General features: G+C 39.1%; 23 protein-coding genes and 1 tRNA gene. 5 read left to right on the forward strand and 19 right to left on the reverse strand.

Going from position 1 to position 16,435, the window contains the following annotated elements; all coding sequences use genetic code 11:
* Positions 1-16: 16 nt before the first annotated feature.
* Complete coding sequence (locus tag PH_RS05465) at positions 17-1,093, reverse strand: radical SAM protein (RefSeq protein ID WP_010885250.1); 1,077 nt, start codon at positions 1,091-1,093, stop codon at positions 17-19.
* Positions 1,094-1,200: 107 nt separating this feature from the next.
* Between PH_RS05465 and PH_RS05470 the strand changes: the two genes are divergently transcribed.
* Entirely contained in the window at positions 1,201-1,974 is a 774-nt protein-coding gene (locus tag PH_RS05470; protein WP_010885251.1) for a hypothetical protein, read from the forward strand.
* On the opposite strand, the gene PH_RS05475 is transcribed toward PH_RS05470, so the two are convergent.
* Together PH_RS05475 and PH_RS05480 are read right to left on the reverse strand one after the other, a co-directional pair.
* Positions 1,971-2,831 (reverse strand): hypothetical protein, encoded by an 861-nt coding sequence (locus tag PH_RS05475; protein WP_010885253.1) that lies wholly within the window; start codon positions 2,829-2,831, stop codon positions 1,971-1,973. The two genes, PH_RS05470 and PH_RS05475, sit on opposite strands and share 4 nt — an antisense overlap.
* Before the next feature lie 103 nt (positions 2,832-2,934).
* Positions 2,935-4,311 carry a cellulase family glycosylhydrolase gene (locus PH_RS05480; protein WP_010885255.1) on the reverse strand — a complete coding sequence of 459 codons (1,377 nt, stop codon included), beginning with the start codon at positions 4,309-4,311 and terminating at the stop codon, positions 2,935-2,937.
* 173 nt (positions 4,312-4,484) lie between these two features.
* Here PH_RS05480 and PH_RS05485 point away from each other — a divergent pair.
* Positions 4,485-4,561 (forward strand) — tRNA-Ala (locus PH_RS05485).
* A gap of 276 nt (positions 4,562-4,837) precedes the next feature.
* On the opposite strand, the gene PH_RS05490 is transcribed toward PH_RS05485, so the two are convergent.
* From PH_RS05490 to PH_RS05535, 11 genes are all read right to left on the reverse strand, one after another.
* Positions 4,838-5,368: a hypothetical protein gene (locus tag PH_RS05490; protein WP_010885257.1), complete on the reverse strand. Its 531-nt coding sequence runs from the start codon at positions 5,366-5,368 to the stop codon at positions 4,838-4,840.
* Positions 5,365-5,970, reverse strand: coding sequence for a recombinase family protein (locus tag PH_RS05495; protein ID WP_010885258.1), 606 nt, complete (start codon positions 5,968-5,970; stop codon positions 5,365-5,367). Before PH_RS05495 ends, PH_RS05490 begins: the two co-directional genes overlap by 4 nt.
* Positions 5,971-6,267: 297 nt before the next feature.
* The gene (locus PH_RS05505) at positions 6,268-6,480 is read right to left on the reverse strand and encodes a hypothetical protein (protein WP_010885259.1); all 213 of its coding nucleotides are present in this window, start codon (positions 6,478-6,480) and stop codon (positions 6,268-6,270) included.
* Positions 6,481-6,486: 6 nt separating this feature from the next.
* Positions 6,487-6,660 carry a hypothetical protein gene (locus PH_RS09820; protein WP_158298161.1) on the reverse strand — a complete coding sequence of 58 codons (174 nt, stop codon included), beginning with the start codon at positions 6,658-6,660 and terminating at the stop codon, positions 6,487-6,489.
* Complete coding sequence (locus PH_RS05510) at positions 6,660-7,187, reverse strand: hypothetical protein (protein ID WP_048053331.1); 528 nt, start codon at positions 7,185-7,187, stop codon at positions 6,660-6,662. Before PH_RS05510 ends, PH_RS09820 begins: the two co-directional genes overlap by 1 nt.
* The gene (locus tag PH_RS05515; protein ID WP_048053585.1) at positions 7,187-7,405 is read right to left on the reverse strand and encodes a hypothetical protein; all 219 of its coding nucleotides are present in this window, start codon (positions 7,403-7,405) and stop codon (positions 7,187-7,189) included. Before PH_RS05515 ends, PH_RS05510 begins: the two co-directional genes overlap by 1 nt.
* A gap of 2 nt (positions 7,406-7,407) precedes the next feature.
* Positions 7,408-7,644 carry a hypothetical protein gene (locus tag PH_RS05520; RefSeq protein ID WP_048053332.1) on the reverse strand — a complete coding sequence of 79 codons (237 nt, stop codon included), beginning with the start codon at positions 7,642-7,644 and terminating at the stop codon, positions 7,408-7,410.
* Positions 7,637-8,110: a hypothetical protein gene (locus PH_RS09485; protein ID WP_010885262.1), complete on the reverse strand. Its 474-nt coding sequence runs from the start codon at positions 8,108-8,110 to the stop codon at positions 7,637-7,639. The genes PH_RS05520 and PH_RS09485 overlap by 8 nt, the downstream gene beginning before the upstream one ends.
* The gene (locus PH_RS05530) at positions 8,103-8,999 is read right to left on the reverse strand and encodes a ribbon-helix-helix protein, CopG family (protein WP_010885263.1); all 897 of its coding nucleotides are present in this window, start codon (positions 8,997-8,999) and stop codon (positions 8,103-8,105) included. The genes PH_RS09485 and PH_RS05530 overlap by 8 nt, the downstream gene beginning before the upstream one ends.
* A 9-nt stretch (positions 9,000-9,008) precedes the next feature.
* Positions 9,009-9,176 (reverse strand): hypothetical protein, encoded by a 168-nt coding sequence (locus PH_RS09825; protein ID WP_158298162.1) that lies wholly within the window; start codon positions 9,174-9,176, stop codon positions 9,009-9,011.
* A 325-nt stretch (positions 9,177-9,501) separates the two neighbouring features.
* Complete coding sequence (locus PH_RS05535) at positions 9,502-9,933, reverse strand: AbrB/MazE/SpoVT family DNA-binding domain-containing protein (RefSeq protein WP_010885264.1); 432 nt, start codon at positions 9,931-9,933, stop codon at positions 9,502-9,504.
* 198 nt (positions 9,934-10,131) lie between these two features.
* Between PH_RS05535 and PH_RS05540 the strand changes: the two genes are divergently transcribed.
* Both PH_RS05540 and PH_RS05545 read left to right on the forward strand, forming a co-directional pair.
* Positions 10,132-11,151, forward strand: coding sequence for a hypothetical protein (locus PH_RS05540; RefSeq protein ID WP_010885265.1), 1,020 nt, complete (start codon positions 10,132-10,134; stop codon positions 11,149-11,151).
* Between the two features lie 21 nt (positions 11,152-11,172).
* On the forward strand, positions 11,173-11,604 hold the full coding sequence (locus PH_RS05545) for a hypothetical protein (RefSeq protein ID WP_010885266.1): 432 nt from the start codon (positions 11,173-11,175) through the stop codon (positions 11,602-11,604).
* A 260-nt stretch (positions 11,605-11,864) separates the two neighbouring features.
* On the opposite strand, the gene PH_RS05550 is transcribed toward PH_RS05545, so the two are convergent.
* Both PH_RS05550 and PH_RS05555 read right to left on the reverse strand, forming a co-directional pair.
* Complete coding sequence (locus PH_RS05550) at positions 11,865-12,281, reverse strand: type II toxin-antitoxin system PemK/MazF family toxin (RefSeq protein WP_010885267.1); 417 nt, start codon at positions 12,279-12,281, stop codon at positions 11,865-11,867.
* A gap of 14 nt (positions 12,282-12,295) precedes the next feature.
* A complete protein-coding gene (locus PH_RS05555) occupies positions 12,296-12,865 on the reverse strand; it encodes a hypothetical protein (RefSeq protein ID WP_143522657.1) in 570 nt (189 codons plus the stop codon).
* Positions 12,866-13,165: 300 nt separating this feature from the next.
* Between PH_RS05555 and PH_RS05560 the strand changes: the two genes are divergently transcribed.
* On the forward strand, positions 13,166-13,804 hold the full coding sequence (locus PH_RS05560) for a hypothetical protein (protein ID WP_143522658.1): 639 nt from the start codon (positions 13,166-13,168) through the stop codon (positions 13,802-13,804).
* A gap of 5 nt (positions 13,805-13,809) precedes the next feature.
* Here the strand turns inward: PH_RS05560 and PH_RS05565 are convergent, their stop codons facing one another.
* The 3 genes from PH_RS05565 to PH_RS05575 are packed head-to-tail and all read right to left on the reverse strand — an operon-like array spanning position 13,810 to position 16,298.
* Positions 13,810-14,064 carry a hypothetical protein gene (locus PH_RS05565; RefSeq protein ID WP_010885271.1) on the reverse strand — a complete coding sequence of 85 codons (255 nt, stop codon included), beginning with the start codon at positions 14,062-14,064 and terminating at the stop codon, positions 13,810-13,812.
* A gap of 6 nt (positions 14,065-14,070) precedes the next feature.
* On the reverse strand, positions 14,071-14,823 hold the full coding sequence (locus PH_RS05570) for a hypothetical protein (protein ID WP_010885272.1): 753 nt from the start codon (positions 14,821-14,823) through the stop codon (positions 14,071-14,073).
* Positions 14,824-14,834: 11 nt separating this feature from the next.
* Positions 14,835-16,298: an ATP-binding protein gene (locus tag PH_RS05575; protein WP_143522659.1), complete on the reverse strand. Its 1,464-nt coding sequence runs from the start codon at positions 16,296-16,298 to the stop codon at positions 14,835-14,837.
* Between the last annotated feature and the right edge of the window lie 137 nt (positions 16,299-16,435).

A 16,435-nucleotide genomic window follows, 5' to 3' on the forward strand; every position in this document is an offset into this window, starting at 1 on the left:
TTTAACAGCTCTCTCATCATAGGGTAACTTTTTCTATAACTCTTGGAATCTCCGTAGGTTCTAAGGCTGTCTCCACTATATAACCTTTCTCTATGAGTATCTTGGAAAATAGTTCTTGCCTTCTCCATCCATCGAGGGTCATATCTCCGTAAAACATTAGCTCGGGCAAAATTATCAATCCTAAATCAACTTCTGGAAGCTTTTCAACCTCCCTTAGGATGTCTCTTCCAGTTAGAAGGCCAGCACTTCCTATGTTTCCTCCAAAGAATTCATTCTTCACCATAATAACATTAACTCTCGGAAATAATCTTTTCATCTCTTGGTATGCAAGCTCTCCCGTGAAAATGTACGTTGGGAAGTCTGGCTCTATGTCAAAGGGTTCAAGCCCCGTGGTAAACTCTCCTAGGAGGGCTAGAAATATCGGTGGTATCACAACCTTTATAGCTAGCTCTTTATCTTTTTCTAAGGCTATCCCCTTAACATAAGAAAGTTCTTCCCTAGTTAAAGGCCTAACTCCAAATTTATTGTATCTGGTCACACCAACCGGGAAAAGCCTAACCTCGTGAACCCCCATAGAGTCGAGGTCTTCAATTATCTCCCCTATATCTTCCACGTTAAATCCTGGGGTTAATATTATATCAGCTATAGTTCTAAAATGCTTAGCTACGAGGGGAAGCAGATCTATTAATTTCCCAGCTTGTCTATTTCTCATCAATCTAGCCCTTACATCTTTTTTAGTGGTGTGAACTGAGATTTGGATTTCATCAAGCCCAGCATCGTAAAGACTTTTAATCCTGTTTTCATCAAACTTTATATTCCCTGAAGTGTCTGTAACCCTAATCCAGAGATCATAATGCTTCCTTGCATATCTAATCCTGTTTTCCAAGTCGGGATCATTAAGGGTGTCATGCCTGGGAACTTTATATATCATCTCGGGAGGATTTTGAAGGAGATAACAGAACAAGCAAGCATTTCCACAGGGGCCTGCTTTGGAAGATGGGGGAATAACTAGTAAATCCTCCCTCTCATCTATCCCATCGAGCTCGTACTTTGTGATCTTCCTGAGCTTGAAGTCCTCGGTCAACTCATACATCGAAAGTGAAAGATAAAGGATAGCTATTTAAGCTTATGCCATTAAATTATTACAATTAATGAAAATGCTTTTATTCATCTATGATGTAAATTTATTGGGGAAACTATATGAAGAAAGATTTGACAATCATAGTGGGAGTTGTACTTGTCTTTTCTATTTTTATAGCATATAAACCTCTTAAGAGTCCCGAACCTCAGAAAGTTATTACTAAGGAATACATCGTCTCTACCTACCAGGGCTATGTAGCTGGGTACGTTGATGAAGTTATTGCCCTCCACGCATACCTGATAACTCCAGAGGATCAAGATTTTAGAGGGACAGTTGGGGTTAGAAATCTCCCTCCCTGCCTTGATTTTAAAGATGTAGGGGTTAGCAAATACAGCTATCCGGGAGCGACAGTATTTGACATCATAGTAACATTAAGGCTTAAAGAGCCTGGTCATTGTATCATGAACAAAACGTATGTAGTAATTTGGAGGAACAACATCACAAAGAAGATACCTATGGGAATTATTGAATTTAACATCTTGGAGGCCTCGGAAGAGAAAACATTGACTATTCCAGCGTATGTGGAGGCCTTTGTTGGCTCTAATTCGTTGGTTCCAAGACTTATGTATACTATTTCAAACCCTTTTGAGGAGGCTGTAGAAATAGTGAACGTGAGTTTTAGAGTTCCAGGGCTTAGGATTGTTGACTTTGAACCGCGTGAAATACCTCCAAGAGGAGTAGTTAACTTCACGGTAACTCTAACAAACACAACTAAGCTGAACAATTTATACATTATTAAGCCCCTCATAGTTTACAAAGTAGGTAAAGAAGAATATCGAATGCCTGCTCCCCCCTGCTATTATATTACGCTTCCAGGTGTTGAGAAAAGCTAACCAGAGCTAATAAGCCAATTTAGAATCTCTCTTCTCCTTTCATAATCAACCCTAATGTTTTCATAGAATACGGCCCCAGCGATAGTTGTAAATAGAGATAATAAAGCCATGAAAGGTACCGTTAAGAGAGAAGCTAGAACTCTGCCTAGTAAACTCGTAGAGAATAAGTATATACTCATTTCAATGATTCCTATGGTTATTAAAAAGACGAATCCTGCAAGGATTAGGAGGAGACCAAATCCAAACATAGAAGCCTTATATCTCCTTCCATATTTAATAACGCTTATTGCTTCTCTAAGAGATCGGGTGTCAACGAACCTTGGAAGGATCAAAGTAGAAACGGCCAGAGAGAAAGGAGCTATCATTAGGATCCAGAGGATTAGTAATATCATCGCAAGGGGGACAAGTGGAGTAAGGAAGCTAGCCAGGATAAGTATTATTATAAAAGGAAGGCTACCAACGAGGATTATAGCCCCCATGTATAGGAATTCAATTATCATAAGTAAGAACGCCCAGCCAACATTCCTTAGCCCATAGAGGGCTATATCTTTTAATGATTCACTTTCAATCTCTCTCCTCTTCACTTTGATAATAAAGTCAGTAATTCCATACTCCACAGCTGAAAGTATTAATAATTCCACAAGGGTTATTATAGTGAACAACTTCCAATTTACCTCAGGAAGAGCGTATCCATGCCTCTCAAAGATAATTCCCTCAACGCTTTGGATGTTAGAGAAATTTTCCATAAAAGGGGTCGCGATACCCGAGATTAGAGCTGGAAATATCGTGAGTATAATTAATTTTTTATGCCTAATTAGGAGGTCAATGGATTCTCCAAAGGATTTTATGGCACCCATTTCTTTCCCCAGAATGAAAGCACTTTAGTAGTTTATAAAATTTACTACTATATTTGTGAAATTTGAATTGTTATTAAAAGTAGAAGAAGTAGGCAAGAGAGGGCTACCTGGGAGCCCTTCTTAAGAGAAGAGAGAATACTGCTAGGATGATAAGAATTGCTGGTCCACAAATCTTCTTACTTGTATTTGACTTTGTAGGGGTGGTACTCCGAATAACGGATTGAGTACTTGAAGAACTTTTGGAACAACTATCCATCAATCTCTTCAGGTTATTATACTTATCTTCCCATATTGTTGTCCAATCATCCTGTAGAATCCCTCCGGTATCTCCACTATCTGGATTCCAGCTCCAGTAAAAGAAATCACAAAATTTATTCTCTATCATCCAATCAACTAGCTTATTTTGCCATATAACATCCCTTGGATCGCCTCCATGCCCATATTTTCCTCCAAACTCTCCTATTACAACTGAATATCCTAGTTCTAATTTTACGTATCCAAAGTGGTGATACCAGATATCTGGAAGATTATCCGGAAAACCCTTAGCGGGACCAAAGTACGGTTGATTATAGACATCTGGCCCATATACGTGAGGGCTGTATACTAGCTTATTCCTAGGTAAGTTAACTGGATAATCCTTTACGGCCATTAGATTTCCTCCCCACCAAGCGTTGTAGCCCCATTTGTAACTACTGTCAGTCTTCGGATTAGTAAATTGTGTCCCCTCCACGAATATCAACCAATGAGGGGCAACCTTCAGAATCGCTTTTCCTATCCTCTCAGCCGCCAAGTTCCAATCGGTTGCAGGGTTTCCCATACCCCATGTAGCCCCGGTACCATCTGTATAAGCAGCTGGGGGTGAGGTAACACTATGAGGCTCATTCTTTAGATCAGCCCCTATTACGTTCCAGTACTTACCGAACCTTTTGGCAACCTCTATCCATGTGTTAATAAAGTCTTCCTCTGAGAAGTCTTCCGTGTACCAGAGGGGTTCTATGTGAGTGCATCCTATCCTATGATAGTCGAGTAAGACAAAGATACCAAGATCTCCGGCCTTCTTTATGATCTTTTCCATAATCTGTAGGCTATCTAGTCCACGAAGATCTGGATTTTTACTGTAATCTATTCCAATTGGTTGTGTTCCTGGTTTTACAGACTCAGTACAGAAAGGAAGTCTTATTGCATTGAAGCCTAAGCTTTTGATCTGAAGAAGCATGTCTTCCCAGTTTCTCTTCCAAAGTCCGTGCACTACATGATTAGGTGTTTCAAAGCCAAACCAGTTTACACCAAAGAGATGAATGGGAGTTTCCTCTCCACTGGTGACATTAATCATGTATATCGTATCTCCTCTCACTTCGTAGTAAATTCCAGTCGGTGTTTGATATGTTGTATTTTCTGCATATACTGGCACGACTTGCCCGAATAGGCCTGCTAAAATAGTGCAAATTAGTACGATTTTAAGAATAGTATTCCCCTCCATTAAGTACCCCTCCTATATATTAGGTCAGCTTTTTATAAGTTCATGATGTCTTTAATAATACTTACAAAGTTTTTATAACGTATTCTCAAGATTTATAAAAATCAGAACTCCTATACTTCACTTTTGCAGGGCAAGCTTTATAAAAACACGTACTCCCATTAGAGTGTGAAGGTGGGCCGGTAGCTCAGCCTGGGAGAGCGCCGCCCTCGCAAGGCGGAGGCCGCGGGTTCAAATCCCGCCCGGTCCACCACCACAATTCTCGAAGCTTCCATAACTCCTATTCTCTCAAAATATTCCTGTAACAAACGATCCACCAAAGAAGACAAACTATAACCCATTTCCCTCAGCGCTCCGACCACTTCTTCATCAACGTAAATGTGAACTCTTTTCTTTCGCCTCTTTCGAGCCAAATCTCGACTGAGAGCCCTGCTATTTTTGTGGGTCTTTTTGGGCTTTTGTCCCACAACTTTTCACCGAACTCATATACATTATTATTGTATATATGCATGGGGCATCAACCCTAGGGTTAGATGTATTTTGTTATCTTGTCCCTGGCTTTGCCTATATCCTGGAGTAGCTTGTGGAATTGTTTCTGGAATTTGTCCTTCTCGGGAGTGTAAACTCTAACTGCCCGTATCTCAGTACCCTCGTTGGAATGCTCTATCCTCATAATTATCAAGAAGTGAAGTGTATCTAGGATGAATCTAACTCTTTCCAGGAACTCGTGAGAATCCTCCTCAACATCATGAGTTCTCTTGGTTACCTTGTAATATATCAAGTCAGCGTCAGTAAAGAGAACCTCATAGATGTGCTTGCAGTACCCTTCCCGAACTAGAACCCTGCTTGAGAGTTCAATGCTGTATTCACCATCTCCAACCTCAAGGGGCTCCAGGGTATGGAACTCTACTGGAATCTGGTACCAGAATAACTCCCTCTTGATTATGTCAAGAATATCTTCAACTTCCATTTCTCCAGTAGCCATTACATACGTATCTCTAATGTACTTATCTAAGGATCCCCTTCCTAACAACTCATAACCCTCTTCCTCCCAACTCATTCTTCCACCACCCTAATCCTCTTAATCCTCTTCCTAAGCCAGTCGTAACTTATATCAATCCCATCAGCCTTCATAATCTTCCACAAGCTCCGTATTGTTAGGTCAGGATACTTCTTTAGGTATTTCTTTAGCGTCGCATCGGTCAGCTTTGGTGGTCTTCCCTTCTGCTTTCCAGCCTCCCAAGCTGCTAGCTGTCTCTCCCTAATCCTGTTCCTCTCAAATTCTGCAAACCATGAGAGAATTGATAGGATGAGCTTCCTAATTTCGGGATTCATTGTCTGTAAGAAGTCTTCCTTCACAGAGATTACTCTCACGCCTTGCATTTCTAGTTCTTTTATCGTGTTTACGGTGTCCTCCATGTTTCTCCCAAGCCTGTCTATGGCGAAGACTATTATGGCATCTACCTTGTTTGTCTTGATGTAGTTCATAAGGGTTTGGGCTCCTTCTCTTTCCCTGAATTTTCTTGTTCCGCTTACTCCTTTGTCTATGAACCATCCTAGGATTTCAATGTTCTTTTTCTTTGCGAACTCCAGGATGGCCTGTCTTTGGTTGTTTTCATCTTGCTCTTTGGTACTGACTCTGATGTATGCCACTGCTTTCATTGAGCATCTCCTCGGAAGTTATTTTTTCGAAAAAGTTCTGATGATCTTGGATGATAATATAACTTTCTTCCGAGTTTGGGAGAAAGTCCACTTACCGCCGCAAACAACAACCCACCGCTATTAACTAACACAACATTGCTATTATCCACACTTGGAAATCCCTCCTGCCCTAACCCATAATAACAACCCAATATTACTATCATAAGCCCCCACCAGGAATCTTGCTTACATGAGAAAGATGTTGAGGGAAAAATGATAATAACAGGAAAGTGTTATTATTCATCGCTCCCACGCTCCTTATAACTCCTTGTAGTTCTCAACAATTTCTTTAAGAAGAGCTATTGCTTCTTTCTGAGTCTTGATATCTTTCTCTTCAATCGTTATACGAACATAGTCCTCTGCATCTTCAAGACCATATATCCCATATAAGAACATTGCATCGCTATCTGTCATCCATTTTCCGTCTATTTTCACCAAATCTAACACCTTTTTCTTACTCATCACCATCACGCTCCTTCACCCTGGTGGGAACTTGTGGAACCTTGTATCGACAACAATCTTAACAAGCAAGTTCTCATTTGCGGCTTTTAGCCATTTAATAGCCTCGTTTATGTCTGTTGTCCAATCTCCCGTGTAAGTCCAGAACGGCTCATCTGGAAGTCGAGTAAAACAATAGTAGTAAACCACCATCAAACCACCTCCTTTCCGAATATTATGTCTCTGAGGTACATAGGTAAGTCCTCTTCATCAAGCGTTGCTACATACTCTTTTCTGATTAATGCGTAGTAATCCCTCGTCTCATTCTTACCAAGCCATTCAAAACGCACTGGAACACGCTTAACACTCCAGGAGTAGAAGTACCTCCTAACACCCTCCACCTTGATAAGGTAAAACACATCAATACCCGTCTTCTTGACGAACTCCATGTAAGTCTCGTACTGCCTCCCATTCACCTTAACATAACCACCATAATTCACCACATCCTCCCTCATGTTCTTAATCTCAAACGCTGCCCTGATGACACCATCCACCACAACAAGAGCATCAATATCAGTAACACTTAGGAAATGCTTATCTGATGAAAGCAACCTTGCCTTCTCTAATGCCCTACTAAACTCCAACCTGTTAAACACATCCTTCGAATGCCTAATAAAGAACATCTCAAGACTCCTAAGAGGAAAAGAAGAATCATAAACAAAAGCAGTCCTGGAAGCCATTACACCACCTCCTTGCAGAAGTATAGCCAGTTTCCGTAGATTATCCATATGTCTTCAACTTTCACAGTTTTCTCTAGCACTTCTCCAGGAATTTCGCCATTCTTAAACATGCTACGTCCATACTGCTTGCCGTTTAGGATTACAACCCAAGTACTCTTGAACTTAAACAAATCCCTAATAGTTGTAATATCACCAGGCCTAGGCCTTCTCCTTGCCACCCTCAACCCCTCCCCTCCAGGAATTTTTTCAGTAATCCAATCGCCGTCAAGAGCCCACCAACGTATCCATCCCAATACCAGTACTCATCAAGCTCCTGGTTCCTAAAGTAGTGCTCCTTCCAAGCCCTAGCTTCCTCCAATTCTTTCTCCAAAAACTCCAAAACACTCCTAACTCCCTCCTCTTCCCTCAATTTCGCCCTCTCCTGAGCAACAAACCTCCAAAATTCAGACTCATTCATTCCCAACACCCCCAAGAAAAGCCTGAATCTCCAAACTCCACTTTTTGTAAAGCTCCCTCTCCTCCCTGGTGAGCTTATTTTCAATTTCAAGCGAGTTAGGGCGAAGAAGAGCACGATAGAAAATCTTCTCCAAACGCGTCATCTTCAACTTCTTCACGTGATTCTTGAACCTCTTGAGCTTGTCAAGAGCCGTAACATCTCCAGACAACAAACGAGCAGTCAAAACCTCCTCAATAAGTTTCACCTTGTCATAGAAATTATCTGGTAACTCCTGAGGCTCAGTATTCTTCATTTCCAAATACGTCAACTTTGCAACTTCCTCGATGAATCTTTGGAATCCAACTGGCTCCACAACCCCTGCGGCATATAGCCTTCTGAAGTCATCCACTTTTAGAACTGTAGTATCTCCAGCCTTCCATTCCCCAAAATCCCTTACAAAACGAACCGAGACCTCAACCTCATTCATCCCCTACCACCTCTGCTTTTTTGAGAGATACGCTTGATGGAGGCAAGAAAGGGCCGAAGACCCTCACAAACTCCTCCTTTGACAGAACAACCTCCCTCACAACATCAAGCCCATACTTCTCAACAAGCTCTGGCAAGCCCTTTGAAAGAACCTTATCCAGGAACTTCTCAGCCTCCTCCCTACTATCCTTCAAAAACAAATTATAAGTCCTAAGCCAGGAAGAAAGCCTCTCCTCAACCTCCTTCCGAACATTCACAACCTTCGTCTTTCTAACCTGCTTCGCAACTTCCAAAACACTCTCACGAGCCCAAACATAATTCAACAATCCAGACTCCTTACCCTTTACAAGAACCCAACCCTTCAACTTCTTAATCCCCTGAACAGGTCTCAAAACCTCCGCAATCTCTCCCCCCTCATTATGCACTATAAACAAATCCTTGAGTACTGCAAGTTGCTCCTGAGGATGCTCAACCCCAATCTCAACCATAGTATCAGCAAAAGTCCTACCCTCCTTCTCAACCCTCGCCAAAGCATCAATAATCCTTGACATTCTCGAAGAAACAACACTCCTACCCTTCTGCTCAAGCTTGAGTTGAAGCTTCTCAATCTGCCTAAGAAGCCTCTCACGCTCCTCAAGAAGAGCCTGCCTTTCCTTCTCCAACTGAGCAACATATTTCTCAAGAGAATTGAGTTTTAAGATAAGTTTCGAAACATCAACATTTGAGGCAGATTTAACAAGAGAAACAATTACTTCTGTTCGGGAACTATTTGTCTCAGCAGCAATTCTATCTAGTATTTCAATAACTTCTAAAGGTAATCTTAAAGTTATTATATCCGTAGGACCTTTCCATTTTTTCGGTCTCCCTGGTCCTCTTACAGGAATTCTCATAGAAACACCTCAAGTCCTCAATTTTTCTTTAAACGTTTCCCACATTTCCAGAATTAAATCAGGCCAAGAAATGCCTTGTTTTTCTTTGAAGTTGTTCATTTCCTGGTAAAGGTCGTATGGGATCCATGCTTCAAGCCTCTTTACAGGACCTTTATATTTGCGAGGTCTTCCCACCATCGCTATCACCAGTATGAATAGTTCTTACGTAAGAAATTTTCTTACTACCTATATATAACAGTTTTGGTACATGAAGTGAACAATTGTCTAGCAATACACCGAAAACACATGAAGAAGCTGAACAGTTTTCAAACTTGGAAATTTTGTATTACAAAAATCAGCAAGTTTACCCTAATGGGTAGTAGAGAAGCCAGGTTTTTGTAATACAAAATTAAGTTCATGTGAAAGAAGTTAGCTCATGGCTGTAAACTATACATTATTTCTCTCTCCTTCCTTTTTTATGAATTATTTATTTTTATATTTATAAAAACCTAAAATAAAAACATTATACATAATACGTTCGACTTTTCTCGATGATGGTCTTTTCTTCTTCGCTTGTGATCAAACGCATATGTGTGTTTGCCTGGATTAGTTTTGCTATCTGCTTGCCTTTTTCAGTAACCAACTCATCAAACTTGTGAAATCCAACTAATAAAACTTCAACTGTATCTCCTGGTGAGATACCTAATTCTCTTCGGACTTCTTCTGGAATTGTTATTAATCCTTTTGAGCTGAGTCTTACGAGGATATATGCTCTCTTCTTAATGTGTATCTTTCCATTAATAACATCAAATGACCTTACAATGATTTCAAGAATATCTCCACGTTTTAATCCAAAGACTTCTCTGTCTTTCACTGGAACTACCAGCTGACCCTTGATATTTACACTAGCGTGGAATTTTGCTAGTGGTTCTACTGTTTTTTGTTGGTTTTGCATGTTTGTTCCTCCTGGTGGCGGGTTGTTTATATAACCAATTTTTGTTATTGCCCTGTGGTATATAATGGTTGCTTTGGTTGGCTTGGTGTAGGGATAAGACTGTGTAAAAGGAGTAAAATTGAAACACTATCAAGTAGAGTAATAATTACGTACGTAAATTATTTAAATCTGTAACTTGCAGTTTATTTAGGGGGTTAGATGCCTGATCAGTTAGATCGTAAAATATACTTTTACAAAATTATTCCAAGTGCTGAAATCCAAAGGAAGTATATGAAGAATGAGATAATGGATGGGAATTTTAGGGGTATGTTTGAGGAGTTTCGGAGGGATCCCTATAGCTTTCTTGATGCTAATATCCCTTTAAAACAGGTAATAGAGATTGGATACTCTTCTGAACGAAGTTTAATTATGATAAGAGATGATCCCAAAGAATTTAATTTAATTCCTTGGGTAGGAGGATCTGAGAGGGGGATTATTACTGCGAGATTAGGATATGGGAAAGAAAAGGACTTACCAACAAAAATTGATGCTGAAGGTCATGAAAATGGAATAGCGCTGGATAAAAGTCGGAAAGAGAAATTATATTTCCCCACGCATTTTGTTGTGTTTCCTAATGGAATAATAGGAATGGAGAGGTATAGGGATGGGCCAAAATCATATCAATTAAAGTATTTTCTTAGCAAATATCTATTTGGCGACTTAGGAATTGTTGAGCTTATGGAGGTCTATGATAAGGAGTTCATTAAGGAACTCTTAAAATCTCCTCGCATTGTCTCTTTGTATTTAAAGATGGCAGCTGCTAAATATATATACTATATGGAGCATAAAAGAAATATGGGAAGAGATTCAGAAGATTTATTAGCGAATTTCCCTTATTTGTTAAAACCTGATGTTATTGAAATAAGGGCTTTAGTTGATGGGCGAATCAAAAAGAAGAGGTTGTCAAAAGATGTCGTTATTTCAATTATTGGGAGGATAAAAGAGATAGACGAGGAATTGGGGATTGTGGAAGATCTAGTAGTCAAATATGAAGATCCAAAAACTCATGAACTAAAAGAGAGACATATCTTCGAGAATAAGTTAATTTCTGTCAAGAAAGTTGTTCGTGCTAGAGAGGAGTTATCTCGGGTAGATTCTGAAGATATGTATAATAAGATTATAGAAGCCTACAATGAGCTAAAAGATGAAATTGAAAAATTTTTAAAAGAGAATGAATGAACGATATTACGAGGTGAATATATGGTTCCAAAACTAATTCTTAAGGGTATATGGAGTGGGATCATTTCATTTTTATTACTCATCTTCTTGACAATATATGGGCCATTGGAAAAGCTATCTCCTTCCTCTCAGTTTTATTGGACAATGGCATCTATTTCAGGAGCTTTAGCAGGTTTTGTACTGGTAGGCATGACTATTCTTCATACACTTCCTGACATCCAAGTGTATCGAGAACTTCAAAAATTTAAATCTTTTAGCCAGATTTATACAATATATCACTTTACATTCGTATTTTTGCTAATAGTGCTAGTTCTTTCCGTAATTGGAGGAACTAGCTTGTCAGAAGATGTTTTCTTTGGATATTTTGTTTTTGCCTTGTTTTGGATTTCTCTATGGTTAGTTTACTCATGTTTCTGGATTCTCAAAAAGCTAGCAGAATTAAGGTTCAGTTAAGCTAAGTAAAACTGTTTGAGTGGGGTAAAATTTGGGCACTATTGTTGAGGGTAAGAGTTACGTCCGTAAGTTATTTATATTAATATGTGCTAAGATTGGAGGATTTGATGTAAGGGGGAGTGGAGTATGGGAAAATCAGGGGGTAGTGGGGAGATTCCTTCTTATAAGGATTTGGGTAAGGGATCCGCCCGAGTTCCGAGGATCTATCCTGAGGGTGTTAGGTTTTCTAAGAGGTGATGTTATTTCAGGTAGAAGAGGTATTAAGGGGTGTCTTGTGAGGATATATTTTCTGTTTGGAATACTTCTTTTAGGACTAGGCTTATTTCACTCATAGCTTTTGGCTTTAATTTTCCAATGAACTTGTAGTTGTTAAGTTTATCTTTTGAGATGGAGAAAAGCTTGTAAGGTTTAATTATACTTATATTTCGTAGTTTACCGCTGGTGTTTGGATCAAGGTCGTTGTTTGTTATTATTTTAATTTTGCTCCGCATTTTAGAAGGGAGCTTTAGGATTCTTTCATATTCAAATCTGGAGATTTGACAGATTATAACATCTAGTGCGTTGTCGTTGAATTCATCGTTGGATACTATGAGGGTTGGTCTTATTTTGAATGTTAACTTTCCGCGGTCATCAAAATATGGGAAGGGTGCTGTCCAGATTTCACCTTGTTTAGGCATGTTTTTTGGCCTCCTTATTTTTCTAGTAGCTCTTCGAGGAAATAATCATCAACAGTTGTAGGTTGGGGGTGTACTTCTTTTATTTTTCTTGCGATTAATTTGAAGTCCTCCTGGAGTTCTGAAAGGTCTTTGTTATTAAATATGACTTTCATAATTCTGGCTGGTAAGAGTACAAAGTATGGAAGTAGCTTATTCATAACTTCAAAATCTCTTGTTTCTAATATAATTCCCAATATGTTAGATCCTAAGAAAAGTGATTTATCCATTATTTCAAATTTTTCAATGTCTTTAATTTTTATCTCTCCCCTTAAGGCTTTTTCCCAAAGAGCTTTTGCATCGTTATCAATTTTTTGTTTTACCTCAACGAAATGGGGGATCAATATGTTAAGAATTTTTTCTTGAAGTTCCTCTACAGGGTAAATTTCATTATCAGCGATATTGATCATTTTAGAGAGGTCTTCCTGAAATTCAATCTCAAGTATTTTAGATAGTTCCTCCATAGCACGGGTATAGGCTTCCTCAGAAGGAACGTCGGGAGCTAACTCCAACAATTTCTTAAATAGGACATCCTCCTTTTCTTTCACATGTTTTATAACTTCATTAAAATATTCATCTAGTGTTTTAGTTTTCTCTCTGCCAAATATCGAGGACAACCGCAAAAATGAATCCCACATGGGAAACATAGAGATTACATACTTAACGGGGGTGCTCATAAACCTCTCCCTCCGTGATGTTAAGTAAAGTCAAGTGGCTTAAATGCATTATGGTGGTAACTAAAATATGAAAAAGGATCCTTAGGGTAAGTCGTTGACGATGCATAGTTTTTTATTTCTGTGATCACGTCTTCGATGAGTTAGGGGATAAGAAATAAAGTTTGTAATAACTTGGAGAATTTGGAGGGAATTACGATGGAAGATCGAGCGCCAAGTGAAGAGAATGTTTCGTATATAGAGTTGATTAGAGAAAGCGTGTATGAGCTGGTATATAGGGATGTAATGCCTAGGGATATAGCAGTAAGGTTTCTTGCAATTCCTCCAGAGATCCTTGATAAAATTTTCTTATCCATCGTTACGGGAGTTGCTGGGGCTGCCTTATATGATGGTATAAAGGCTGTAGTAAAAAATGTCCTATTTAAGAGAAAGATTGGAACTGAGGATCCATTGAGATATTTTAAGAAGATAGCAATAAGCGCTGTCAATAGGAAGGATGGTTCTTTAGCAATATACTTAATTTCTAAGTCCATTATACTGCACCCATATCAAAATGTGGCTTTATTTGGTATAGATGGAACTCCGGTATTGGATTTTAGAAAAATGGATCCTGAGGGAGCATGTTTTAAATTGGGTAAAAATAGTATGCTGTTTCTAAAGAATTTTAGAATAAGGAAGTATACTACTCAGAAATTGTTTGAAGGGGATGGCCGAGTAATATATAGTGATGATGTAATAATTGAGGAGTATGATCCCCCTGGAGAGAAAGAGGAAAGAGAAATCGAAAGGTATATTGAGATTGAATTTTTATAGTGTCTTTATTTTTCTTTCTTTTCTATCTCAATTCCATTTATTTTCATCATCCTTTTTATTTCTCTCCAAAGTGCTTTTAGGAGTATCACGTCAGTCTCGGTGGCAGCATTTTCGTAAAGTGTTCTAATATAGAATTTTATGTTGTTGTAGATTTCTGTGTTGATTATTGTTTTAAGGTCAGTTAACTCGTTACTCTTTGGAGTGTTTTTTGTTCTTCCATCTGGCATTTTTATGCTTACTGGTTCGTCGATAGTCTCCATTGCTGGTCACTCCTCGAACTCTTGTTCAAAGTCTGATCTTTTGGTTAGATTACCCCACATTAAACCGCTTGCATCGTCTATGCTTGCGATTTTTCTTTTTCCACTTTTGTCGTAGAGGTCGAGTTTAGTCTTGTTGTAAAGTTTTGCGTTTGGATTGATCTTCAAAGCCAAGTCCGTGGCTTTTGCCACCTGCCTGGCGAGGTTCATGTATGCAGCTCTCCATGCATCTCTTGATGCTTTCATTTCTTTCCAAAGTTCGACTTTAAGAACGTCTTTCTCAAGTGGTAGAGCGATCTCTTCTCCAATGTGGTTGACCTCAAAGGCACTAGCATGGATAAGGATTATTTCTCTACCAAACCAAACTTGGCTTTCGTGGACTCTGATAAGTTTCTGTGGTGGTTTCTTCCCAAGGAGTCTTCCAAGTGAGTACCAAATGTTGTCAAGCCAGTCAGGAGGACGAACCTGGTATAGGATTACATATTCGTCAAGGTCTTTGCGCATGGCTATTGGATACCCCTTTATTCTTGGTTCTCTGCCATCGAACCATACGATGACTTTTTGATCTAGGTAATATACTTGAGATAATAGTTCATTTAGTCTTCTCTGCTCTTCAAGTCGTTTAATAACAGCTTTTTGGACTTCGTCATAAATGCTTCCTATTTTGTCTTCTTCAATTGGGACTACTTCAACCTCATCTAAATTTCCAATCCTAACTTCTACACTTTTCTTTTTCTTTTTAAACCTATCAAATAATCCCATTCCTTATCACCTTACAGCGTTTTGGGAACGCGATACTCAATTGTGAAGGTATACTCACAATCTATCGAAAATTTTCCTTTCCCACGCCTTGCTTTTCTGATTCTGAAGAGTTCTTGAAGGGATCTAGGTTTTTCTCCTGTGTCAAAGCGTTCATCTAGAATTTCCTCAAGAAGTTCTGCATCTCTTTCAGATGCAAGCCTTCCTACAATTCCAATGTGTGTTGCTCCCCTAACAAGATCCTTGCTTAATCCCGATAAGTATTGAGTGCCTGATATCAATGAAATTTCGAGAGAACGTCCTTCCCTATATATCTTGTTAATTGCAGCCATGCCTAATCGGTGTTTTGCTATGTTTTGTACCTCATCTACTATAATGAAGACTGGAATATCTTTCTTAAGAGCGAATTCATTAACAACATAATTAACGAGGATGTTGAAAATTTCTGCTTCTTCTTCATCACTTAGGCGAGAATTTGCTGAGAAATCAATAACATTTATTCTGTCTGGTGTGAGCTTTTTTACGAATTCCTCTTTTGGATCCTTTGTAAATAGTCTATCACTCTTTAGCTTGTTCATGAGGGTTCTAAGGTTGGCTATGGTCCTATCCCTGGATCTTAGAATATCCTCAATAGTCTCACCTGATCGAGGCGGGTATTCGTTTCTTATGACTTCTTTTAAGAAACGATCAGGATCTCTAATTTTCTTTTGCCCCCAATAAATGTCGAGAATTCTCATGTAGTTTGTTTGAGTGTTTACATATGTGAACTTTGTTAGGTCTTCAACCTCTAGACGTTCATAGCTAATTTTTCCCTCAACAACTTGAACGTTCATTCCATTGTCTCTTGAAATAAGGCTTAGGTCTCTAGTTGGTCTGAAGACTATCCTGGTTGAGGGATAAATCATTGGTTGAAGTCTGTGTCGCTGGAACTGGTTGTGGTGAGAGTCAACTTTTGTCATTATCCCTTCCACATTTGGCCAACCAAATGCAAAGTCTCCAATCTTGCCAAGAAGTGGCCGTTTTTGAGAATATTCCTGGAGATAGTTTTCAAGCCATGGATAGTTCTCCAGGAGATAGTCGTAACCAAAGTTCTGGATGATGTACTCTCTGAATGTCATGAGCTTTTTGACTTTTGTTTTATCGTATTTGGCTTCAATGATTATGATAAGAGCTTTTCTTCCATTTAGATAAAAGTAGTCATAAATCCCTTCTGCAAGAGCTCTCATAATGCTTGTTTTTCCATAACCACTCCTGCCAAGGAAAAATATGTGGTTTGCAAAACCTGGCTTATATGGGAGGAATTGGGGAGCTCTACTACCATCATCAAGCCTTATCCCTAGGTATATCCCAAAGTATGCTTGTCGTATATCATTTAGGCCGTATTTCGCCAATTTTTCGGGATTAACTCTCTTTTGCAACTTGGCTAGGAAATCTTCTGGAACCCACCACGGGTTTGTACTACTCTCCACTAATCCCAACCCCCTACCTCATTTATTCTTAATAAAAAACTAGTCCTCGACTGCACATTTTCAAGAGGGCTTCAGAGAGCCTTATCCTTCCAATAGAGGATTTTTCATACTGTGCAGCTAACACCCCCTCATTGCCCACTCCTCCT

Source organism: Pyrococcus horikoshii OT3 (assembly GCF_000011105.1).
Taxonomy (GTDB): domain Archaea; phylum Methanobacteriota_B; class Thermococci; order Thermococcales; family Thermococcaceae; genus Pyrococcus; species Pyrococcus horikoshii.